This window comes from Marichromatium bheemlicum, from assembly GCF_012276755.1.
Taxonomy (GTDB): domain Bacteria; phylum Pseudomonadota; class Gammaproteobacteria; order Chromatiales; family Chromatiaceae; genus Marichromatium; species Marichromatium bheemlicum.
Genome location: NZ_JAAXKX010000008.1, coordinates 1 through 20,425 on the forward strand (window position 1 = coordinate 1; position 20,425 = coordinate 20,425).

Genomic DNA, 20,425 nt, shown 5'->3' on the forward strand with positions numbered 1-20,425 from the left:
GGTAACGATCCCCTTCACCTTCGACGGCTATCTGACCCTCGTCGACTCGCTCGGCCGCGCCCTGCATCCACGCAAGCGCGGGGCGATCCCGGCGGAGCTGCCCGACATCCTGTCCCGACTCGGCATCGCGCCGGAGCGCTTCGTCGAGCACGCGGGTTTCCTGCTCAAGGGGTTCGGTGCGGCGATCGGCGCACCAGAGCAACTGACCGCGCTCGCCGCACGCCGGGAGTGTCGTTATCTACGCGGATTACGGCGCGCTCGGCTGTTGTTCTCAACCGTCTGAAGGAAGATCACACCAGCGTTTCACGGAAATGCTGCGGAGGATCTTCTTCCGCTCAAGGCATTGGCATCACTCGACGGGGTGTCAACCCCCTCTATTCACAAATAGACACTGCGGCATGTCCGCGACGGTTGAGAAACTCGATCGGTGAAAAATCGCCGAGCGACTCGTACGGTCGGTTCGTCGAGCCAGTCGTCGGTCTGTTGGCGACCTCCTCGAGGGTGTTGAAAAGCCAGACATCGAGGACCTCACGGTGGAGGCTGCAGGAATCAGGAGGCCTGAGTGTCGCTGACCGATGCGGTCTTTATCCAATAGCATTTGCTGATACGTTGATGCGATGGCCCTGCATCGAACATCCAGGCCGAACACCCAGGCTTTTTGCTCACAAGGAACTCGATGCGGCAATCGGTGCGCCGGAGTGGATGACCGCGTTCGCGCACGGTGCGAGCGCCGTTATCTGCAAAGCGCAACGGCCTACCTGGGTGTTGTTCTCGGCCATCGGCATGGAGATTGCGCCGGCATCCTTGCCGGACGAGTACACCGCCAACGCTCAGTGCAGCGCACCCTCGAGGATCGCCCGCACCTCGGCAGTATTGATGTCACCACGCTCGCCGAGCGGCAGCAGGTGGTTGTCCTCCAGGCCGGCGACCAAGGTGTCGATCACCGTAGCGTCGAGCCCGGCGTCGGCAAGCGAGGTCTCGACGCCCATGCGCTGGAAGAATGCCCGGGTGCGAGCGATCGCCTGATCGATACGCGCCTCCGGGTCGCCCTGGTCGATCCCGAACACCCGTTCGGCGTACTGCAGCAACTTGTCGCGCTTGGCCTCGCGGCGGACCTGCATCAGCGCCGGCAGTACGATGGTCAGGCTGCGCCCGTGATCGATACCAAAGTGCGCGGTCAACTCGTGACCAATGCGGTGAGTGGCCCAGTCCTGCGGTACACCACAGCTGATCAGACCATTGAGGGCAAGCGAAGCGGCCCACATGATATCGGCGCGCACGGCCAGATCATTGGGGTCGTCGAGCGCCTTGGGGCCGGTCTCGATCAGGGTCAACAGCAGCCCTTCAGCGAAACGGTCCTGCACCCGGGCATCGGCGGGGTAGGTGAGGTACTGCTCGATGACGTGGACGAAGGCGTCGACCACCCCGTTGGCGATCTGACGTGGCGCCAGACTGAGTGTCGTCGAGGGGTCGAGGATGGCGAAACGCGGCCGCACCAACGGGCTGTAGAAAGCGAGCTTACTGGTCCCGCGGGTCACCACCGCGTTGATGTTGGTCTCCGAGCCGGTCGCCGGCAGGGTCAGTACGCAGCCCAGCGGCAACGCCTCCGGCACCGGCGCATGATCGGCGAGGATCTCCCAGGGATCCTCGCCCGGATAGCGCGCGGCGGCGGCAACGAACTTGGTGCCGTCGATCACCGAGCCCCCGCCGACGGCGAGCAGATAGTCGAAACCACCGGTGCGCACCCGCTCGACTGCGCGCATCAGTGTGTCATAGCGTGGATTGGGTTCGATACCGCCGAAGGGTTCCCAGTCGAAACCGGCGAGCGCAGCGGCCACCTGGTCGTAGACGCCGTTGGACTTGATCGAGCCACCGCCGTAGAGCATCAGCACCCGCGCGCCGGCGGGTACGGCCTCGGCGAGCGCGGCGATCTGGCCGCTGCCGAAGTGGATACGGGTTGGGTTCTCGTAGACGAAGTTGTCCATCGCGACTCCTGTTGATTCGGGACAAGGGGCGGGTGTCGCCCGTGACCTTTCCAGCCTACCCCGCCGGCGCTCCTCGCTGAACCGAGGATCCTGTCAATCGCTTGCCTGATCCTGCCGTATCGAGCTAAATCACCACATATTATGGTGAATAGACGATAAGATCCTGCTCAAGCCTCCAAAAAACAGCGCCAGACGCAAAACGCCGAGCAATGCCCCCAGGACTCCACCAACAACTCGCGCAGCTGCGCGCCGCCCATCCGGCAAGCAGGCGCAACGGGACCTTCGATACCGACATCGCCGGGGTACGGTTGTTCTGGACGGACACACCGGTTGCACGGACCCCGTTGATCTACGAACCCGGGATCGTGATCATCGCCGGCGGTCACAAGACCGGCTATCTCGGTCGTACCCGTTTTAGCTATGACCCCAATCATTACCTGATCGTCACCGTGCCACTGCCGCTCGAGTGCGAGACCCACGCCAGCCCCGCCACCCCGCTCCTGGGTCTGTTCGTCGCTATCGACTGGACGTTGCTCCACGAACTCGTCGCGCAAGTCTGCGGCGGACTCGCCCGAGTCCGCACCGCAGCAGCGGGACTGCCACGCGGGCTCGCGCCGGTGGCGCTCGATACGGAGATGATCGCCACCACCGCCCGGTTGTTGCATGTGCTCGGCTCGGCGCAGGACTCGCGCGTGCTGGGGCGAGCGCTGGTACGCGAGCTACACTATCGTGCCCTACTCGGCCCCCATGGTCCGGCGCTGTGCGCACTCACTCAGCACCAGGATGCCGACGCACGCATCGCCCGCGCCCTGGCGCGCATCCATCGCGACTATGCCAGCGCGCTGAGCATCGAGGCGCTGGCCGCCGAGGCGCACATGGGGGCCTCGACCTTCCATCGCGCCTTCAAGCAGGTCACCGGCGAGACCCCGTTGCGTTATCTCAAGCGCATCCGGCTCGATCGCGCTCGGGCGTTGATTGCCGGTCAGGGTCTGCGCGCAAGCGTCGCTGCCACCCGGGTCGGTTACCAGAGCGCCTCGCAGTTTAGCCGCGAGTTCAAGCGTCACTTCCGTCTCTCACCGGCGCAGATGCGGGCGCACTCGGCCACGACTACGGGACCGATCCCGGGTGAGCCCACCCCCTGAGCAGAGCGCACTCAGTCCCCATTGCCGCGCCACTCGGCGAGTCGGATACCGACCAGGCTGGCCACCAGGATGGCGAGATAGAACTGCCCCACCACCGCCTCGATGAAGGCACAGAAGCGCGCCAGCGAGGACACCGGCACGATATCGCCATAACCGACGGTGGTGAGGGTAATGAAGCTGAAATAGACCAGCTCGGGAAAGCCCTGATACCAGGGACCGGGGCGCAGCCCAGCAAAGGCGCTCGGCTCGAGCAGCGCGATCAGCATATAGAGCGTTGCCCAGATCAACCCCATCAGCAGATAGACGCAGACGGCACCGACGATCTTGTTCCAGTCGACCGAACCGCCACGCAACACCTGCTCCATCGCCAGCCAGCTGGTCAGACACAGATAGCCGAGCAACAGCAGCAACCACAGCACCACGGTCTCCAGCCAACGTCCGAGCAGGATCACCAGCAGACTGGCGAGGATCAGTCCCAACCGGGTGCGAAACCAGTGCGCGCGCCGATTCATCCCCCAGACGCCGATGGCCAACGCGGCGACGATCGCCAGTTGCACCAGCAGTTGTCCGAGCCGCAGCCCGAACTCATCGGCCAACGCGGTACCGAACAGCAGCACCACCAGGGCGACGGTGAGATAGCCGAAGTTGTCGTGCTCGGTGAGTCGTCGTCCCATCCCTGTCCTCCATGGCTCGGCGCCTTGCCCCCGGCCCGCGCGGCGACTAGCATCAGCCCCTTTTCCGCGACGCCATACCGGACGCGAGAGGAGAGACTGCGTGGACCCCACCACCGACACCCCTGATCACCACTGGATGCGTCATGCGCTACGGCTGGCCGAACGCGCGGCGGACGCCGGTGAAGTCCCGGTCGGTGCGGTCCTGGTGCGTGCCGGGCAGTGCGTCGGCGAGGGCTGGAACCGCCCGATCGCCGCTCACGATCCCAGCGCCCACGCCGAGATCCAAGCGCTGCGCGACGCCGGCACCAGGCTTACCAACTATCGCCTGCCCGAGACCACGCTCTATGTCACCCTGGAGCCCTGCGTGATGTGCGCCGGGGCCATCGTCCACGCCCGTGTCGGCGCGGTGGTCTACGGTGCCACCGACCCCAAGGCCGGGGCCTGTGGCAGCGTCTTCGACCTGTTGCCCTCCGATGCCCGCTTCAACCACCGTACCGAGTGCCGGGGTGGAGTGCTCGCCGAGCCCTGTGGCGACCTGCTGCGCGACTTCTTTCGCGCCCGACGCCAGGCCTCGCGCGCGGCGCGCGAGGCGCTCAAGCGCTGAAGTCGACCACTACGGCGGTGACGTTGTCGTTACCGCCGGCCTCGCAAGCGGTATACACCAGCGCCTGAGCGGCGTCCTCGGCGGCATGGATCTGGGTGAGGATGCGAGCGATCTCCTCACCGACGAGATCGCGATTCAACCCGTCACTACACAGCAGATAGCGATCCCCGGCACGCAACGGCTCGACTCGCCGCTCGAACTCGAGATGGGCATCGGCGCCGACGGCGCGCACCAGCACGCTCGAGAGTGGGTGCAGCTCGGCCTCCTCGGGCGAGAGCAGTCCCATCTCGACCAGCGCCTGAACCTGGGTATGGTCACAGCTGAGCTGTTCGAGCACGCCCGCGCGCAGCCGATAGATCCGACTGTCACCGGCCCAGCACAAGGCAGCGCGATCACCGACGGCGAGCAGCGCCGCGACCGTGCTGCCACAGAGCGCCTCGAGCACCCCCTCGGCGCTCGCCACCAGCTCACGATTGACCGCATGCAGCGCCAGCTCCACCGCCGTCAGCCCCGTCTCCAATTCGTACGCACGTTCCAGCCGCCCCAGACGGCTGACGATCAGCCGACTCGCCTCGGCGCCATCGCGATGCCCACCCATCCCATCGGCCACCGCCCACAGGCCCAGATCCGGCCGGTCCAGATAGGCGTCCTGATTGTCTCGCCGTACCCGCCCGACATCGGTGACGCCAGCCGAGTTCCAGCACAAACCCTTCGACCAGGGTGCCATGATTCAATCCACCTCTCGTCCGCCTACCGTGGCGGTTGATACTCCATCTTGATTGGTCGCCAACACGCTGGTTGGTCGACGATTGTCTGGGCGCATAGACTGTATAGCGAACGCGGCGGCGTCAACGTGGATCTGCAACGGTCACCGGCGGGGGACGCAAATGGGCCAGGAGATCGCCAGCGAGCGCTTCAGTGAGGCTGATTTCGCCACCTTCGCGGCACGCTTGCGCGAGGAGACCGCACTGCTTGCAACCTGGTTCGCCGAGGGGCGGCTCGAGCGCAGCGGCGCGATGCTCGGTTTCGAACTCGAGGGGTGGCTGGTCGACGAAGCAATGCGCCCGGCGCCACGCGCCCCAGCGCTGCTCGCCGCCCTGGCCGACCCGCAGGTCGTCCCCGAGCTGTCAGTGTTCAACATCGAGATCAACGGCGAACCCGTCGCGCTCGAGACCACCCCGCTCTCGCGACTGGCCGAGGCACTGGCCGGACCACTCGAACGCGCTCAGGCCAGCGGCGCCAGACTCGGCCTGGCCGTCGCCACCATCGGCACCCTGCCGACCCTCACCGCCGAACAGCTCGATGTCGGCGCGATGTCGCCGCTGGCCCGCTATCGCGCGCTCAACGCCCGGATCTTCGCGCTGCGCCAGGGACGAGCGCTGTCGCTGATCATCGACGGCGCCGAACCACTGGAGCTGCACTGGCGCGACGTCATGCTCGAGGCCGCCGGCACCTCCTTCCAGATCCATCTGCAGGTCGATCCCGAGCACGCGACGCGGGTCTACAACGCCTCCAAGATCCTCAGCGGCCCGATGGTCGCGATCAGCGCCAACTCACCGTTCCTGTTCGGTCATGCGCTGTGGGAAGAGACGCGGATCGCGCTGTTCGAACAGGCCGTCTCGGTCGGCGGCGCCATCCTCCAGGAGCGAGTCAATTTTGGCCAGCGCTATGCCGCGCACTCGCTCATCGAGACCTTCGAGGCCAACCTCACACGCTACCCAATCCTGCTGCCGCAGTGCAGCGACGCCCCCCCTGAGGCGCTCGCCCATCTGCGGCTGCACAACGGCACCATCTGGCGCTGGAACCGGCCACTGATCGGCTTCGACGACGCTGGTCGGCCCCACCTGCGCATCGAACACCGGGTGGTCCCGGCCGGCCCCACGGTTGCCGATTCCATCGCCAACACCGCACTCTATCTCGGCGCAGTACAGGCGCTCAGCCAGGACCCACGGCCCGCCGAGACACGACTACCCTTTCCTCACGCCATGGCCGGCTTCTACGAGTGTGCTCGTGCCGGTCTGGCCGCACGCATCCGCTGGCTCGACGGACGCGAACACCGCGTCGCCACCATTCTCCGCGACGACCTGCTGCCACGCGCTCATCACGGCCTGGCAGCGCTGGGGATATGCGCGAGCGAACGCGATCACTGGCTCGGGATCATCGCCCAGCGCCTCGCCCAACGGCGCACCGGGGCGGCCTGGCAACGTGCCTGGGTGGCACGCCACGGCCACGACATGAGTGGCCTGACCGCCGCCTATCTGACTCGCCAGCGCGCCGGGCAACCGGTGCACCGATGGACCATCGACTGACACGGGCCGCGCGCCCACTCCGAGGACGCAGAGACCATCGCCATGTTGCAACAGCTCGATCACCTGCCCGACGACCTACTCGAGACCCCGGCTGCGGGACTCGAGGCCCTGCTCGGCGGCCCGACCCTGATCCACCTGCCGGGGCAGCGCCCGGCACCACTGTTCGTCTCGGTGCTGCTCCATGGCAACGAGACCGTCGGTTGGGAGGCGCTGCGTGCCCTGCTCGCCGCACGTCTCGCCCGAGATGGCGAGCTGCGCCTGCCGCGCGCACTGAGCCTGTTCATCGGCAATGTCGCCGCCGCCACCCATGGGGTAAGACGCCTGCCCGGACAGCCCGATTACAATCGGGTCTGGCCCGGGACCACGCCAGATCACAGCCCCGAGCAATTGATGATGGCCAAGGTCGTCGAGCTGATGCGCGAGCGCGCGCCCTTTGCCAGCGTCGACCTGCACAACAACACCGGCTGCAACCCGCACTACGCCTGTCTCAACGTCCTCGACGCGCGAACGCTGCAGCTGGCACACCTGTTCGCCCGCACCCTGGTCTACTTCACCAGCCCCACCGGGGTGCAGTCACAGGCCTTCACCGGCATCTGCCCAGCGGTGACCCTCGAGTGCGGCAAGGTCGGTGAACCGGGCGGGATCGCGCACGCACGCCGCTTCGTCGAGGCCTTACTGCAGCTCGCCGAGCTGCCGACAAGGGCGCCGACGGCGCGCGAGTACGACCTGTTCGAGACCGTCGCCCAGGCACGTATCCCCGCCACGGTGCACTTCGGTTTCCCCCCCGAGCAAGCCGATCTGGTGCTCGACCCGGCACTCGAATACCTCAACTTCTGCGAGCTTCCCGAGGGCATGGCCTTTGGCCAAGTTCGACCCGGTCAAGGACTCTGCATCGAGGTGCGCGACAGCGCCGGACGCGACCTCAGCAGCACCTTCTTCGAGATCAGCGACGACGAGCTGCGGCTACGCCGGCCGGCCATGCCCTCGATGCTCACCCGCAACGAGGTGGTGATCCGCCAGGACTGTCTTTGTTATCTGATGGTCCGCCGCCAGCCGCCGCGTGAACAACACGGCTGAGCCTCAATTCGAGACCGGACGCGGCGCACCGACGACCAGACGGCGCAGCCGATACCACAACCAGCCGATGTGCTCGTGGAGGGCGTAATAGCTGACCACGAAACCATGCGCCGAGGGCAGCCAGTCGCGATAGCTCCAATCCTTGGGGTCGGGATCGTGGAGGAAGCCGGTGGACGCGGCGATCGGCGTCAGACCGACCTCCTTGAACACCGCCAGGGCACGGCGCAGATGCCAGGCATCGGAGACCAGCAGGATGCGAGTATGACCGGCACGAGCTAGCATCGCGGCCGAATAAGTCGCGTTCTCCCAGGTATTGAGGCTCTGCGCCTCGACCCCGGCGACCCTGATACCGTACTCATCACGCAGCACCTCGGCCATCAGTTGCGCCACCGGCGGGGTCTCCGGGGGCGGGCTGCCGCCGCTGACATAGAGCGGCAGCCCGGTGGCGCGCTGCAGACGCGCACCGTAGCGCAGACGACGCAGAGTGGCATTGTCGACGCTCTCCCCCCCGTACTCTGGAGCCGCGCTCGCCCGCCCGGCGCTGAGCACCAGGATCGCCTCGGCATCGGCCGGGATCGGGTGCGCTGCAGTGGCGAGTGGCGCATGCTGCTCCAACGGCGCCATCATCCAGGCCCCGATCGCAGGTAGGGTCATCGCCGTAAACGCTAGGGTCGCAGCCAGCAGCACCGCCCGTCCCACCCCGCCGGGCACCAGCAACACGGCCAGCAGCAACCCCGACACCAGGATACCGGGCGGCATCAGCAGGCTTTTGAACACCACATAGAGGTCGTTCATGCGCGACCGTCACGCCTCACAGCGGTGCCTGCAGATCGGCGTGATAGGACGAGCGCACCATGGCACCGCTGGCGACATTGCAAAACCCCATCGCCTCGCCCGCCTCGCGCAGGCTATCGAACTCCTCCGGGGTCCAGTAACGACGCACCGGCAGGTGCTCGCGCGAGGGCTGTAGGTACTGCCCGAGGGTGAGCATGTCGCAGCCGTGATCGCGCAGCGCGCGCATCACCTCCAACACCTCATCGCGGGTCTCACCGAGCCCGAGCATCAACCCCGACTTGGTGAGTACATCGGGATGACGCGCCTTGAACGCCTCGAGCAAACGCAGCGAACCGACATAATCGGCGCCGGGACGGGCCTCGCGATAGAGCCGGGGTACGGTCTCGAGGTTGTGGTTGAAGACATCGGGGACGGCGTCGTCGACGAAGCACTCGAGCGCAACCGACTCGCGACCGCGGAAGTCCGGCACCAGCACCTCGACGCGGATCCCAGCCTCCTGGGCACGCACCGCGCGCACGCAGGCGGCGAAGTGAGCCGCGCCGCCATCGCGCAGATCATCGCGATCGACCGAGGTGATGACCACGTAGCGCAGCCCCATCGCCGCAATCGAGCTGGCGAGGTGCTCGGGCTCGGCGGGGTCCGGCGGCTCGGGACGACCGTGGGCGACGTCGCAGAAGGGACAACGGCGGGTACAGACGTCGCCGAGGATCATGAAAGTGGCGGTGCCATGGTTGAAGCATTCACCGAGGTTCGGACACATCGCCTCCTCGCACACGGTAGCGAGCTTGTGTTCGCGCATCAGCGCCTTGATACGCCGCACCTCCGGGCCGAGCGGTGCGCGCGCGCGGATCCAAGCGGGCTTGCGCAACACCGGGGCATCGGTCGCGACCTTGACCGGGATGCGGGCGAGCTTGTCGCGGCCGCGCTGGTGGGTCTCCGGGGTCGCGCGCGAGGGCGCGCGCAGCGAATCCTGATCAGACATACGTTGAATTCCCGACCTCGTGATCACGCGAGGTTGTTGCGGTTGACGATATCCGCATCATCATCGGGGAGGCGAGACGCGGAGACAAGCCAGAACACCCTGCCCCGTCCACCCCTGATCTCGATCCGCCGTGCGCGAACCTCAAGTGACCGCCCAATCTCCGGGAGGTTCGCGCATCACATAACCACTTGAACACGAAGCACAATCCATCAGCGCAGCGCCCCCTGAGAAATGCGTTACCAGGGAAATCCCATGGGTTCGCGCAAACCGACGTCAGGACCTTTACCGATCAAGGCGTTATGATGGGTCCGTCGCGCCCTTTATGGGCGCGTGGATTGAAACGTACCGTGAGACCGCCACCCGGCAGCCCCTTGCCAACGTCGCGCCCTTTATGGGCGCGTGGATTGAAACGCTTGGCAGTGGGGGCCGGTCACCCCGAAGCTTTACGTCGCGCCCTTTATGGGCGCGTGGATTGAAACCGCTGCTGGTGCGGGTGATCCTCCCCGGCAGGATGTCGCGCCCTTTATGGGCGCGTGGATTGAAACAATCCAGGAGTCGACGGGGGCGTTTAGGCGGCATTGTCGCGCCCTTTATGGGCGCGTGGATTGAAACCCCGGTCATTGCCAATGCCAATGCCAATGCCAATGGTCGCGCCCTTTATGGGCGCGTGGATTGAAACGCTCCAGTGCTCTTGCATGACGGCAGGGCTATCGCATCAAGCACCCCTAATATTCGATTACGCTAATATTAGATATAATTCAAAGCGATAGGGGGTTCTGCACTCGTTGCTTAAGACGAGGTTTCGCCGAGGGCTCGCTTCTTGGCGCCATGATCAAGACGAAGCCTCGCTCCAGTTGCGGATCTTGTCTTGCACAGTCCGAGATCTTTCGTGGGAATAAGGACGGAGTTTCGATGCACGATGGCGACAATAGACTGATATCAAAAGATATTGGCATCTTATAATATTAGAGATCCTTGATGCGATAGCCCTGTGCATGACGGCGGGCTGCAGGGGCGTCGCGCCCTTTATGGGCGCGTGGATTGAAACACCTTTCAGGAGCGCAACCAGCCGGGCATCAACACGGTCGCGCCCTTTATGGGCGCGTGGATTGAAACCGGGAGGCTGGCGGGGATCTCGAGCAGATCTATAGGGTCGCGCCCTTTATGGGCGCGTGGATTGAAACGCTACCAACTGCTTGATGCCTGGGCCAAATTCAACGGTCGCGCCCTTTATGGGCGCGTGGATTGAAACAGAGAGCATTTGCTTTTGCTCTTCGGTCAGCTCAAAGTCGCGCCCTTTATGGGCGCGTGGATTGAAACTTCGAGCTCGCCTCGAAACCAACGCTCCGTGCGCGTCGCGCCCTTTATGGGCGCGTGGATTGAAACAAGTGCGGGATTACTGGCGGATCGTACGTCGTTGGGGTCGCGCCCTTTATGGGCGCGTGGATTGAAACTCTCGGGGGCCACGCTTGGGGATGAATCGCGCCCGTCGCGCCCTTTATGGGCGCGTGGATTGAAACGCCCCTTGCGCGCACGCAGATAAGCCGCATAGAGGGTCGCGCCCTTTATGGGCGCGTGGATTGAAACAGCGTTCTAGGCAACGCCATTGGCGGTCCTCCTCGGTCGCGCCCTTTATGGGCGCGTGGATTGAAACGGCTTAACTAAATTTAGCTAAGGGTCTGTGGCCGTCGCGCCCTTGATGGGCGCGCGGATTGGAACGTAAGCCTGCGCCGCTACCGCGGCGCATCAGGAGTGTCGCTCCCTTTGCGGACACATCACGATCATCCCAACCGATCAATCCTCCGCTGGCTCAATCCTCCTGCGACAACAGACGGTCGACGAGGATCGCAAACCAGGGGGTAAACCACTCCGGGTGCATGCGCAGCGCCCGACGGATCGCCGCCACCGACATCCACCGCCAGGCACCGACCTCGGCGGGATCGGGCTGCGGGTCCTCGGTGAAGTGGCCGTGATAGATATGCAGATATTCGTGCTCGGTCAGACCCGACGCCTGGTCCTCGGCGTAGTAGATCAGCTCATTGCGTTCGGTGAGCGGGACACGGAAACCGAATTCTTCCTTGAGCCGTCGTCCAGCACCGGCGACGGTGGTCTCACCCGGACGCGGATGACCGCAGCAGGTGTTCGTCCAGCGGTTGGCGAAGTGGTACTTGGCATCGGCGCGACGCTGCAGCAGCAGCTCGCCACGGGTGTTGAAGACTAGGATCGAGAAGGCACGATGGAGTCGGCCATCGACATGCACCTCGAGCTTGCCAGCCGGGGCGATTTCACGATCCTCACGGTCGACGACGATGAGTTGCTCGCTGGCATCGCGCCGCGCGACCTGCTCGAGTTCGGTGGCGTTCAGGGGCGGAAGGATTTGGGCGGTCAAGGTCTCACCTCTAGCGCGCCTCCGCCCCACCAGGCGCGCGACGGGTGCGGGAGACGTCGTTCGGGTTCAGGGATCGGATCGGGGCGCCGACGACTCAGCGCGTCCCGAAGGCGTCGATGGCCGCGCGCAGCTCGACATGCTCGGCGGCATAGTCTAGCAGGGGAACGCCCCGGGCGATCGCCTCCCAGGCCTGACGGATGCTCGCCGCACCACCACGCGGGCCGTGCGGATGACCAAACACCCCCCGCCCCGGCACGAAACCGAAGTCGACGGTGCCGAGCTTGTCGTGGACACCGGCGAGGGTGAGGGCGTTGTCGCTGCCACCCGGGACCGGCAGGCTGGGCAGCAAGTCGCCCATGGGGTCGAGACAGGCGGCGGCGTTGGCGCGCACCTCGTCGTCGGAGGTGAACATGCGTGCACCGAAGCCGGGCATGATGACGACGTCGAACCCGGCCAGGCGCTGCAGCTTGGTGAACACCCGCGAGTGAATACCGAAGCGCTCCATGCGGCTGAAGGGCGCGATGAAGGGGAAGTGGGCAACCAGTGGCACCTGGGTGTGCTCACGGAGCATGCGCACCGCGCTCAGGCCCACCGGCATGGCGTTAACCAGCAGCGCGTTGGCGCCACGGGCGACGGCGCGGTCGTGCAGCTCGATCAGGTTCTCGACCTCGTCGGTGACGTTGGCGAGATAGATCTTGGGGGTGCCGGTCTCGACCTCGGCGCGACGCCGCGCGGCACCGAGCAACTCGGCGCGACGCTCGAGCGGACACCAGTCGGTGTCGGCGAGCATTTCGTCATCCTTGGCGATGTCGAGCCCACCGAGCCAGCCCTGGTAGCCGAGTTCACTGAAGGCCTCGGGCGGCAGACCGATATTGGGCTTGATGACGCCGAAGAAGATCGGTCGGTCATGGGCCTGGAGTTGCTCGCGCAGCCCCTGGACGCCGAACTTGGGACCGGGGAACTGGGCCAGGTAGGCCGCCGGGAAGTGAATGTCGAGCAGCTTGACTACCGGCGCGCCGGGCGAGAAGAAGGTGCCCTCGCCGCACACCGCGCTCAACAGGTTGGGGATGCGCGGACCGAAGTTGCGATGGGGGTGGGCGATGCGCACCCGGCAGGCGGAGACGCCAGCGGTGACCTCGGGCTCGACGCCATAGCTGAAGCCCGGGCGGTCTCGCTCCAGCACCTCGAGTTCGACCGCGCGCGCACCGAAGCGCGGGCGCAGGTCCTCGTCGCTGCCGACGCGGTGCCATTGCGCGGTGGACTGCTCGGCGCAGAAGTGCGCGACCGCCTCGCGCGGATCGCCGCTGCATTCGAGATAGTAGTCGAGCAGGATGTAGTCGTCGGCCGCCAGCTCGTCGGGCGTGGCGAAGAAGCCCTCGCAATCGGCAGGGGTCATGGGGTCAGCGGACTCCGGAGATCTGGATGTTGAGGGTGCGCGATTCGCGCGGTCCGTCGAGTTCGACGAAGAAGATCGACTGCCAGCGCCCGAGCAACAGCTCGCCGTGGTGCACGGGGATGGTCTCGGAGGCGTTCATGAACAGCCCGATGAGGTGAGCATGGGCGTTCTCACGACCATCGACCGGCGCTCGATCATGGCCATAGCCCGCGCCCTTCGGGGCGAGACGCGAGAGGAAAGCCAGCATGTCTTGCTGGAGCATGGTCTCGCGCTCGTTGAGGGCAACGAACGCGGTGGTGTGCGGGGAGTGGATGGTGACCTGCCCCTCGCGCACCAAATGCGTCTCGAACACCTGCCGGATATCGGCGGTGATATCGATGATCTCGATGGGGGTGGCCGTCTTCAACGGCAGGCGTTCGTGATGGAAATGCATAACAAGATGACTTCGATCTCAGCGGCCACGGGCGGGGAGACGCTATCGCGCCACCCCTGCCCGCGCCCGCAACCAGCCGCTTTCGCTTAGAGCTTCGGCATCGCCGACATCCCTTCGACAGCAGCCGGAGCAGCCTCCGAACCTTCCAGCCAGCCATAGCCCGGGGAACTGAGCAGGACGAGATGGATCAGCAGGGCGAGCACGAACAGAGACCCACCCACGGCGACCAAGGTCATGCGCGGATCAAAGGTCTGCCAAATCTTGTGCATTGGTTGTCTCCTACATACATGGCACGGGACGCGGCAGCACACGAGGGCTGCCAGCCTCCCGTTAAATCCGCTGTGCGGCGGAGGTCTGGCTGATTACAGCCAGGGACGCCACAGCCACGCGAGGATGTGAGCCACAACCACGATACCGAAGAAGGTGGTCATGCTCTGCACGAAGATGCCGTGGAACTCCTTCGCCTCTTCCTCGGTCAGCCCGGTCATGCTTTTCTCATCAGCCATGGAATTACCCTCACTTTTCATGTTAGGCCGATAGGCCGTTACCGCGATCTACCCCGCGGCGGGGAATAACTCGGTGCGTCCAGGGGTGGCCGGAACCAGACCCGGGGACGCAGCCGTTGCCCGGGAGTCGGACTTAAGCAGCACCGCCGAGCCAGTTGAAGGCCGGGCTGCTGAGCAGGATGAAGTGGATCAGCAGTGCCAGCACGAACAGGAACCCGAACAGGGCAACCAGGGTTCTGCGCGGATCAAAGATCTGCCAAATCTTATGCATGGTTCTCTCCAGTGTCATACAGGATGGGTGTTACCGAGCTGACGGCCACCCGAGCGGTCATCGACCAAAAGACCCTTGGCCGTTACAGCCAGGGACGCCACAACCACACGAGGATGTGTGCAACGACAACGATCCCCGTGAACGCGACGAAACTGGACACGAAGATGCCGTGAAATTCCCTGGCTTCGTCTTCGGTCAGTCCAGACATCGAGTGGTTTTCTTGAGCCATTGAATGCCTTCCTCTCGATCGTCACCTTAGGCGATCGACTTCGCCGGTGTTGCGTCCCCGGGGGGTGTGCCGCAGCACGTCCCCTCGGCTTGGGCGCCGCCGGGGCGAATGCCTCCGGCGCCGTCTAGGGCGTCCCTGCCCAGATCACGAGCGAAGTCCGAGTTCGCCCGTTACAGCTGCTGAGTATCCGCCTCGGCCGGAGCAGCTTCCTGCTCGGCTTCCACAGCCTCGGTCTGACGACCCATGAGGCCCGGATAGTCCTTCAGCATCTTCGCACCATAGAGCGGCTTGTAGGCGCCCTGGTGGCAGGTCTTGCAGTTGATGCGGTAGGGGTCGCCATAGGGCCCCTTACGCGACTCGGGCAGCACTTCGTTGAGCGGCCACAGATAGTCCTGGTTCATCTCACGCACATGGCGGATGGCGTACCAGGCGGTGGTCCGTTTCGGCGTACTCTGATCCCAAGCGAAGAACGACCGGCTGTTGTGACAGTAGGTGCAGTTCACGCCCAGCGCTTCCGAGATGTGCATCATCAGACCATAGGTCCACTCGGCCTGCTTGATCGAGTTGGTGTTACCCGAGGGCAGCGCGGTGTTACCAATGACGCGGATCTCGTTGTCGTTGTCGAGGAAGGGCGTCATCGGGTCGAACGGCAGCGACGAGTAGGCCGCAGTCGCCATACCAGCAGCGTTCTGCCCGGTCGGCACCACACCGGACGGATGATCCGGACCCGGATCGGTGGTCCAGACATACTCCGGCACCGGGTTGCCACGGTGGCAGGTGTAGCAGGTCACGCCGGTATCGGCCACGTGATCCTTCCACGCACCGTTGGCCTGACGGGTCATCTCGAACATCCGCCGCGACACCACCTTGGTGTAGATGTCGTCGGAGGCGAAATCACCGGGAACGTGGCAGTAGTTACAGCCCTCTTCCGGCGAGACCCACATGGTCACGGCGACCATGGTACGGGTGAACTCGGCCATGGTGAGATCGTCGAGGACCTGGACGTTCTCATAGAGGTCGGTCGCCATCGGACCACCGGGCGCTGCCGCCGGGATCGTCTCCGGAGGCATGTTCTCCTTGAAGCTGGCCTCGAGCAGGCGGGGATTCTTGACGTGCTCCATCGCCAGGCCGCGATAGCCGCCCTGCTCAACCTCTGGTGGCGGACGCTCACACCCGAGGAGCACCACCGAAGCGACGAGTGCTACCGCTGGGATGGATGCATGCTTGCCAATATTCATTGCGACACCCCCTGCAGCATCAATGGGTCTTGCACGGTGGTTTCGATCGGATAGCTCGGCGCAACGCCGTGCTTGACCGCCCAGAGGTACCAGTTGTCGACGACGGTGCCGGTCAGCAGGATGCCGATGCCAGCAGTGATCACGGTCAGGACCGCGCACCACCAGGCCCAGCGGTGGATCGACTCCATGGTCGCGTTGAAGCCCATGGTCCAGCGCCAGAACAGGGCCGCACGCTCTGCAGCAGTACCACGATCCACCACCTGATCGATCTCACGGTCGCCACCGAAGCGGCTCACGGCCAGGATGGTTGCACCATGCATGGCGAAGAGCAGCGCCGAACCATAGAGGAAGGCGATCGAGAGCATGTGGAACGGGTTGTAGTACAGGTTCCCGTAGCGAATCGAGAAGGCGGCCGTCCAGTCGAGGTGGGGGAAGATGCCGAACGGCACGGCCTCGGCCCAGCTCCCCATCATCACCGGGCGGATGAAGCCCAGGCTCAGATAGAAGAAGATGGCCGCTGCGAACGCCCAGGAAAGATACTGGCTCATGCCGAGGTCGGCCGCGCGCTTGTAGGTGCGCACCCACCACAGCAGGATCGAGGCGGTCAGGAAGAAGCCGGCCATCAGCCACCAACCACCCTCGGTCAGCGGCGGGATGCTGAGTCCGTACTGCGGTGCCGGCGGCTCGAGCGCGAGCCAGAAGAAGTTCCTGACGAACTCGATCGGATTCCAATCGACCGTCGCCATCATGTTGAGGCCGATGATCAGGATCGCGATGAAACCGAAGATCAGCGAGAGGGTACCGGTGAAGCCGAGATAGATGGGACCGAACTGAGCGTCACCGATCTTCCCGAGCCAGTAGGAGAAAATAGGCTTTCCGAGACGTGGCAGCTTGCCTTTCGGCAGCGGCACACCCGGATAGGCCGGGCAGCGCACTTGCACGCTCGTAAAAATGTTCTGATATTCAGGCATTGTAGTCTCCTAGATCCTACCAGAGCGGAAGCTCAAGCCACCAGTTCCACCATTCCGGCCAACCGCGGGTCCAGAAGGGTCCACTGATAACGATACACACCGCGCTCCAGAAGACTGCGCTCAGCGCCAGGAACAAGCCCAGACGGTGGATGCCGAGTGCACCAATGGAGTAGCCCACGAGGTCACGGAAGAAGGTGTTCTCGTGCTCGCCGGTCTTGACTTCCTCACCCTTCTGCGGGTTGGTCACCGACAGGATCAGCGAGCCGTGCATCGACAGCGCCAAACAGGTGGTGAAGAAGAAGGTGATGCCGAGCATGTGAGCCGGGTTGTAGTGGAAATGCAGGAACTGATACCCCACATTCGAGACCCAGTCGAGGTGGCTCAGGATTCCGTAGGGGAAACCGTGACCCCAAGCGCCCATCAACACCGGACGAACGACAACCAGCGTCAGGTAGGCGCCGATCGCGAAGGCGAATGCGAAGGGGATGTGGAAGCCGATGCCGAGCTTACGGCAAATTTCGACCTCTCGGAGGGCCCACGACACAAAGGCGCCGATGGCACAGATTGTGATGATTTGCCACAATCCGCCTTCGGTCAGCGGTGCCATGCCCAGACCGTAGCTCAGGTCCGGCGGCGCGATGCTGATCTGCCAAATGTTGTAGGTCTGGAGTTCGGCGTTAGGACCGATGGTCGCACCCCAAACGATCAGGAGCACGCCCAACAATGCGAAGAAGAAGCCCGTCACCCCGAAGAAGCCGACATAGAACGGCCCCACCCAGAAGTCGAATAGGTCTCCCCCTATCAGCGTCCCGCCACGGACGCGGTATTTTCTCTCAAAACTGAGCATGGCCATCGTAAAATCCTCTGCTGGGGAGGCACCCGAGGCGGCTGCCTCCTCTTAGCACTGTCGGCGGTAGGAGGGGCCGACCAGCTTGGCCGAGCCTCGCCTGCCGCCCCCATCAGGGACGTTATTGGTGCTGCGGCACAACCGGCGTCACCTGCTGGACCGACGAGGCCGGAACACCGTCTTCGAGCCAGTTGAACTCGGCGGTGCTCAGCAGAATCATGTGGATGGCGAGACCCAGCACGATCAGGAAGGCGAAGAGAGCGATCAGGACGCGACGCGGATCGATGAGCATCCAGATCTTCCACAGGGCTTCGGTCGGGAACATAACTAATTCTCCTAAAGAAATCGTAAAGGTCGTGCAGCAAATGCTGCCCAGGCAGCCCGATGGGTGCCTGTGCACCTACGCTCGGATTACAGCCAGGGGCGCCACAGCCAAGCGAGGATGTGCGCAACGACCACGATGCCGAAGAAGGCAGTCATGCTCTGCACGAAGATGCCGTGGAACTCCTGTGCTTCCTGCTCGGTCAGACCGGTCACGCTGGTGTTGTCAGCCATTGGATAAATCCTCCGAATTTGGAGCTAAACCTCAGTTACGCCGCACTTGCCCCGTGCGGCGAGGGGTGCCGTGAGACTGTTTTTGCCACGGCTGAGAAGACACCCGATGCCAGTCGGGCGAAGTCCCATCGCGCCGATCGTCCTGCGACAGGACGATCGTCAATTCGATCCACCACCCCTTAAGACCGCTTTGTCCCCTGACCTCGGTTTCCCCACCTGCGGAGATCGATCGAGGCTAGCAACGTCAGCGTGATTCACCCGTGGATTCACGACTGCGTGGGCCCGAAATACGATGGCCCTACGGGCTGGCTGGATTTTGGGTGTCAGTCTAGCTTGACTGGCACAGATGTCAATCTACATTTACACCTGTTTTCAGCCCTGCCATGCCCCGGATCAGGATTCGATCATCATGGGGACGGAAGAGCGGTGATGAGCGGCCGAACGGCCATTGCAGCGGGACACAAACGGGGGATATCGCACCCATCTGGAGAGACGGGCGCGCGGGGATGGGATCAGACCATGATCACCCGGCGCAGGAGGGCCCGGCGCCGGGTATGGACCGGGACTCAGGCCCCGGAGACAGCGCCGCGCGACTGCTCCACCTGGGCCACACCGACCTGCTCGAGGCCCGCGCTCCGGGCGGCACGCTCGGCGGCGTCACGCAGCCGCTTGGCCGCCGAGATCCGCACCAACACCGGCTGCGCCTCGACGACCTGGTCGAACAGCGCGCGCGCCTCGGGCGCCCAGGGCAGCTCGCGGTGCATCCGCGCCGGGGTGGGATCGACGCGATCGAGATCGGTACCCAGCGGCAGGATGTTGAACAGCGCATCGAACAGTGCGTTGCACACCTCCTGGACCAGATAGGTCGCCCCGGCGTAGCCCATGAAGGGCGTGCCGGTATGGCGCCGGATCACGGTCCCCGGGAAGGAGGCCGGGATATAGGTCGCGCGGGCGCCGATCTCGGCGAGATACATCCGTTCGTTATAGCTGCCGAAGACGATCAGCGGGGTCTTCTCCTGCACCGCGCTGCGGATCGCGTCGTTGTCGATCTTCACCCCGGCGCGCCGCGAGAAGGCGAAATTACAGGGAAAGCCCAGCTCATCCTCAAGGAAGTGACGCAGCCCGCGGGCGTAGGTCTCGCTGGCCGCGACACCGAAGCTCGCGGTGGTGAAGAAGTCCTGGGTGACCGAGCGCCACAGGTCCCAGACCGGCTTGATCGTGGTGTGCTTCTCGCGCTCGATGAAGGGCTCGGGATCGAGCCCGAGCAGCTCGCCGAGGGTGCGCAGGAACTTGGTGGTGCTGTGCAACCCGATCGGCGCCTGCAGATAGGGCCGTTCAAGCGCCTCACACAGCGCGCGCCCACACTCACGGTACATGCACACGTTGACATCGGCATCGGCCAGCCTGGGGATCTCCGAGAGCTCGCAGCCGAGCGGGAAGGTGAGGTTGACCTCGGCGCCGATACCCTCGATCAGGCGCTGGATCTCGGCCAGATCCGAGGGCATGTTGAAGGTGCCGTACATCGGCCCGATGATGTTCACCTTCGGGCGCTCGTCGGGGCCGCGCTCGCGGCGCTTGACCGCCTTGCCCTTCTTCGTCCCGTACTGGGTCCACAGCCAGTACATCGCGCGGTTGGCGCTCTGCCACTGGTCCTCGTCGATGGTGCGCGGCAAGAAGCGCTGGATGTTGGTGCCTTCGGGGGTCACGCCGCCGCCGATCATCTCGGCGATCGAACCGGTCACCACCACTGTCGGCAGCTTCGGATCGAGGCTCTCGAAGGCCCGGCGCATCGCCTGCTCGGTGCCCTCCTGTCCCAGCTCCTCCTCGCCCAGCCCGGTCACCGCCACCGGCAGCTCGTGCGGCGGCAGACCATCGGTGTAGTGCAGCACCGCCGTCACCGGCAGGTTCTCGCAGCCCACCGGGCCGTCGATGATCACCTGCAGGCCCTTGACGGCGGTGAAGACGTAGACAGAGCCCCAGTAACCGCCAGCGCGGTCGAGGTCGTTGATCAGCATCGGTAAG

At 64.6% G+C, this 20,425-nt stretch carries 22 protein-coding genes, 1 pseudogene and 2 CRISPR repeat arrays; of the genes and pseudogenes, 5 read left to right on the forward strand and 18 right to left on the reverse strand.

Annotation, left to right across the window (positions count from 1 at the left end; genetic code table 11):
- Nucleotides 1-283 (forward strand): annotated as a pseudogene (locus HF203_RS07325) (transposase); the annotation flags it as partial.
- 547 nt (nt 284-830) lie between these two features.
- Here the strand turns inward: HF203_RS07325 and HF203_RS07330 are convergent.
- A complete protein-coding gene (locus tag HF203_RS07330) occupies nt 831-1,985 on the reverse strand; it encodes an iron-containing alcohol dehydrogenase (RefSeq protein WP_168668178.1) in 1,155 nt (384 codons plus the stop codon).
- Nucleotides 1,986-2,194: 209 nt separating this feature from the next.
- Between HF203_RS07330 and HF203_RS07335 the strand changes: the two genes are divergently transcribed.
- Nucleotides 2,195-3,127 (forward strand): AraC family transcriptional regulator, encoded by a 933-nt coding sequence (locus HF203_RS07335; RefSeq protein WP_168668179.1) that lies wholly within the window; start codon nt 2,195-2,197, stop codon nt 3,125-3,127.
- An 11-nt stretch (nt 3,128-3,138) separates the two neighbouring features.
- Here the strand turns inward: HF203_RS07335 and HF203_RS07340 are convergent, their stop codons facing one another.
- On the reverse strand, nt 3,139-3,801 hold the full coding sequence (locus HF203_RS07340) for a potassium channel family protein (protein WP_168668180.1): 663 nt from the start codon (nt 3,799-3,801) through the stop codon (nt 3,139-3,141).
- Between the two features lie 100 nt (nt 3,802-3,901).
- On the opposite strand from HF203_RS07340, the gene tadA reads away from it, so the two are divergent.
- The gene (tadA, locus tag HF203_RS07345; protein WP_168668181.1) at nt 3,902-4,405 is read left to right on the forward strand and encodes a tRNA adenosine(34) deaminase TadA; all 504 of its coding nucleotides are present in this window, start codon (nt 3,902-3,904) and stop codon (nt 4,403-4,405) included.
- Here the strand turns inward: tadA and HF203_RS07350 are convergent.
- Nucleotides 4,395-5,132 (reverse strand): PP2C family protein-serine/threonine phosphatase, encoded by a 738-nt coding sequence (locus HF203_RS07350; protein ID WP_168668183.1) that lies wholly within the window; start codon nt 5,130-5,132, stop codon nt 4,395-4,397. The two genes, tadA and HF203_RS07350, sit on opposite strands and share 11 nt — an antisense overlap.
- 160 nt (nt 5,133-5,292) lie before the next feature.
- On the opposite strand from HF203_RS07350, the gene HF203_RS07355 reads away from it, so the two are divergent.
- On the forward strand, nt 5,293-6,714 hold the full coding sequence (locus HF203_RS07355; RefSeq protein WP_168668185.1) for a glutamate-cysteine ligase family protein: 1,422 nt from the start codon (nt 5,293-5,295) through the stop codon (nt 6,712-6,714).
- A 42-nt stretch (nt 6,715-6,756) separates the two neighbouring features.
- On the forward strand, nt 6,757-7,791 hold the full coding sequence (locus HF203_RS07360; RefSeq protein WP_168668187.1) for a M14 family metallopeptidase: 1,035 nt from the start codon (nt 6,757-6,759) through the stop codon (nt 7,789-7,791).
- A 3-nt stretch (nt 7,792-7,794) separates the two neighbouring features.
- On the opposite strand, the gene HF203_RS07365 is transcribed toward HF203_RS07360, so the two are convergent.
- The 15 genes from HF203_RS07365 to bchZ all read right to left on the reverse strand — a co-directional run bounded on the left by HF203_RS07365 (nt 7,795) and on the right by bchZ (nt 20,418).
- Complete coding sequence (locus tag HF203_RS07365) at nt 7,795-8,586, reverse strand: YdcF family protein (RefSeq protein ID WP_168668189.1); 792 nt, start codon at nt 8,584-8,586, stop codon at nt 7,795-7,797.
- 16 nt (nt 8,587-8,602) lie between these two features.
- Nucleotides 8,603-9,568 carry a lipoyl synthase gene (gene lipA, locus HF203_RS07370; protein WP_168668190.1) on the reverse strand — a complete coding sequence of 322 codons (966 nt, stop codon included), beginning with the start codon at nt 9,566-9,568 and terminating at the stop codon, nt 8,603-8,605.
- A 310-nt stretch (nt 9,569-9,878) separates the two neighbouring features.
- A CRISPR array of direct repeats spans nt 9,879-10,248; the repeat unit is 32 nt; unit sequence GTCGCGCCCTTTATGGGCGCGTGGATTGAAAC.
- A 336-nt stretch (nt 10,249-10,584) separates the two neighbouring features.
- A CRISPR array of direct repeats spans nt 10,585-11,287; the repeat unit is 32 nt; unit sequence GTCGCGCCCTTTATGGGCGCGTGGATTGAAAC.
- 91 nt (nt 11,288-11,378) lie between these two features.
- Nucleotides 11,379-11,957, reverse strand: coding sequence for an isopentenyl-diphosphate Delta-isomerase (gene idi, locus HF203_RS07375; RefSeq protein WP_168668192.1), 579 nt, complete (start codon nt 11,955-11,957; stop codon nt 11,379-11,381).
- 94 nt (nt 11,958-12,051) lie between these two features.
- Nucleotides 12,052-13,353, reverse strand: a complete 1,302-nt coding sequence (locus HF203_RS07380; protein ID WP_168668194.1) for a RuBisCO large subunit C-terminal-like domain-containing protein — start codon at nt 13,351-13,353, stop codon at nt 12,052-12,054.
- A gap of 4 nt (nt 13,354-13,357) precedes the next feature.
- Nucleotides 13,358-13,786 carry a secondary thiamine-phosphate synthase enzyme YjbQ gene (locus HF203_RS07385; RefSeq protein WP_168668196.1) on the reverse strand — a complete coding sequence of 143 codons (429 nt, stop codon included), beginning with the start codon at nt 13,784-13,786 and terminating at the stop codon, nt 13,358-13,360.
- 86 nt (nt 13,787-13,872) lie between these two features.
- Nucleotides 13,873-14,055: a light-harvesting antenna LH1, alpha subunit gene (gene pufA, locus HF203_RS07390; RefSeq protein WP_168668198.1), complete on the reverse strand. Its 183-nt coding sequence runs from the start codon at nt 14,053-14,055 to the stop codon at nt 13,873-13,875.
- A gap of 93 nt (nt 14,056-14,148) precedes the next feature.
- Nucleotides 14,149-14,292, reverse strand: coding sequence for a light-harvesting antenna LH1, beta subunit (gene pufB / locus HF203_RS07395; RefSeq protein WP_062272586.1), 144 nt, complete (start codon nt 14,290-14,292; stop codon nt 14,149-14,151).
- Nucleotides 14,293-14,425: 133 nt separating this feature from the next.
- Nucleotides 14,426-14,563, reverse strand: coding sequence for a light-harvesting antenna LH1, alpha subunit (gene pufA, locus HF203_RS07400; protein WP_082805927.1), 138 nt, complete (start codon nt 14,561-14,563; stop codon nt 14,426-14,428).
- 82 nt (nt 14,564-14,645) lie between these two features.
- A complete protein-coding gene (gene pufB, locus HF203_RS07405) occupies nt 14,646-14,792 on the reverse strand; it encodes a light-harvesting antenna LH1, beta subunit (protein WP_168668200.1) in 147 nt (48 codons plus the stop codon).
- 170 nt (nt 14,793-14,962) lie between these two features.
- A complete protein-coding gene (gene pufC, locus HF203_RS07410; protein WP_246221692.1) occupies nt 14,963-16,030 on the reverse strand; it encodes a photosynthetic reaction center cytochrome PufC in 1,068 nt (355 codons plus the stop codon).
- On the reverse strand, nt 16,027-17,001 hold the full coding sequence (gene pufM, locus HF203_RS07415) for a photosynthetic reaction center subunit M (RefSeq protein WP_168668202.1): 975 nt from the start codon (nt 16,999-17,001) through the stop codon (nt 16,027-16,029). Before pufM ends, pufC begins: the two co-directional genes overlap by 4 nt.
- A 16-nt stretch (nt 17,002-17,017) precedes the next feature.
- Nucleotides 17,018-17,854 carry a photosynthetic reaction center subunit L gene (pufL, locus tag HF203_RS07420; protein ID WP_168668204.1) on the reverse strand — a complete coding sequence of 279 codons (837 nt, stop codon included), beginning with the start codon at nt 17,852-17,854 and terminating at the stop codon, nt 17,018-17,020.
- Nucleotides 17,855-17,969: 115 nt separating this feature from the next.
- A complete protein-coding gene (pufA, locus tag HF203_RS07425) occupies nt 17,970-18,173 on the reverse strand; it encodes a light-harvesting antenna LH1, alpha subunit (protein ID WP_168668206.1) in 204 nt (67 codons plus the stop codon).
- Between the two features lie 86 nt (nt 18,174-18,259).
- The gene (pufB, locus tag HF203_RS07430; protein ID WP_062272574.1) at nt 18,260-18,403 is read right to left on the reverse strand and encodes a light-harvesting antenna LH1, beta subunit; all 144 of its coding nucleotides are present in this window, start codon (nt 18,401-18,403) and stop codon (nt 18,260-18,262) included.
- Between the two features lie 566 nt (nt 18,404-18,969).
- A complete protein-coding gene (gene bchZ, locus HF203_RS07435) occupies nt 18,970-20,418 on the reverse strand; it encodes a chlorophyllide a reductase subunit Z (protein WP_168668208.1) in 1,449 nt (482 codons plus the stop codon).
- Nucleotides 20,419-20,425: the final 7 nt, after the last annotated feature.

Coding starts and splice junctions, on each gene's coding strand:
- HF203_RS07330 (WP_168668178.1), bottom strand. CDS start 1,985: ATGGACAACTTCGTCTACGAGAACCCAACCCGTATCCACTTCGGCAGC.
- HF203_RS07335 (WP_168668179.1), top strand. CDS start 2,195: ATGCCCCCAGGACTCCACCAACAACTCGCGCAGCTGCGCGCCGCCCAT.
- HF203_RS07340 (WP_168668180.1), bottom strand. CDS start 3,801: ATGGGACGACGACTCACCGAGCACGACAACTTCGGCTATCTCACCGTC.
- HF203_RS07350 (WP_168668183.1), bottom strand. CDS start 5,132: ATGGCACCCTGGTCGAAGGGTTTGTGCTGGAACTCGGCTGGCGTCACC.
- HF203_RS07355 (WP_168668185.1), top strand. CDS start 5,293: ATGGGCCAGGAGATCGCCAGCGAGCGCTTCAGTGAGGCTGATTTCGCC.
- HF203_RS07360 (WP_168668187.1), top strand. CDS start 6,757: ATGTTGCAACAGCTCGATCACCTGCCCGACGACCTACTCGAGACCCCG.
- HF203_RS07365 (WP_168668189.1), bottom strand. CDS start 8,586: ATGAACGACCTCTATGTGGTGTTCAAAAGCCTGCTGATGCCGCCCGGT.
- lipA (WP_168668190.1), bottom strand. CDS start 9,568: ATGTCTGATCAGGATTCGCTGCGCGCGCCCTCGCGCGCGACCCCGGAG.
- HF203_RS07380 (WP_168668194.1), bottom strand. CDS start 13,353: ATGACCCCTGCCGATTGCGAGGGCTTCTTCGCCACGCCCGACGAGCTG.
- HF203_RS07385 (WP_168668196.1), bottom strand. CDS start 13,786: ATGCATTTCCATCACGAACGCCTGCCGTTGAAGACGGCCACCCCCATC.
- pufA (WP_168668198.1), bottom strand. CDS start 14,055: ATGCACAAGATTTGGCAGACCTTTGATCCGCGCATGACCTTGGTCGCC.
- pufB (WP_062272586.1), bottom strand. CDS start 14,292: ATGGCTGATGAGAAAAGCATGACCGGGCTGACCGAGGAAGAGGCGAAG.
- pufA (WP_082805927.1), bottom strand. CDS start 14,563: ATGCATAAGATTTGGCAGATCTTTGATCCGCGCAGAACCCTGGTTGCC.
- pufB (WP_168668200.1), bottom strand. CDS start 14,792: ATGGCTCAAGAAAACCACTCGATGTCTGGACTGACCGAAGACGAAGCC.
- pufC (WP_246221692.1), bottom strand. CDS start 16,030: ATGAATATTGGCAAGCATGCATCCATCCCAGCGGTAGCACTCGTCGCT.
- pufM (WP_168668202.1), bottom strand. CDS start 17,001: ATGCCTGAATATCAGAACATTTTTACGAGCGTGCAAGTGCGCTGCCCG.
- pufL (WP_168668204.1), bottom strand. CDS start 17,854: ATGGCCATGCTCAGTTTTGAGAGAAAATACCGCGTCCGTGGCGGGACG.
- pufA (WP_168668206.1), bottom strand. CDS start 18,173: ATGTTCCCGACCGAAGCCCTGTGGAAGATCTGGATGCTCATCGATCCG.
- pufB (WP_062272574.1), bottom strand. CDS start 18,403: ATGGCTGACAACACCAGCGTGACCGGTCTGACCGAGCAGGAAGCACAG.
- bchZ (WP_168668208.1), bottom strand. CDS start 20,418: ATGCTGATCAACGACCTCGACCGCGCTGGCGGTTACTGGGGCTCTGTC.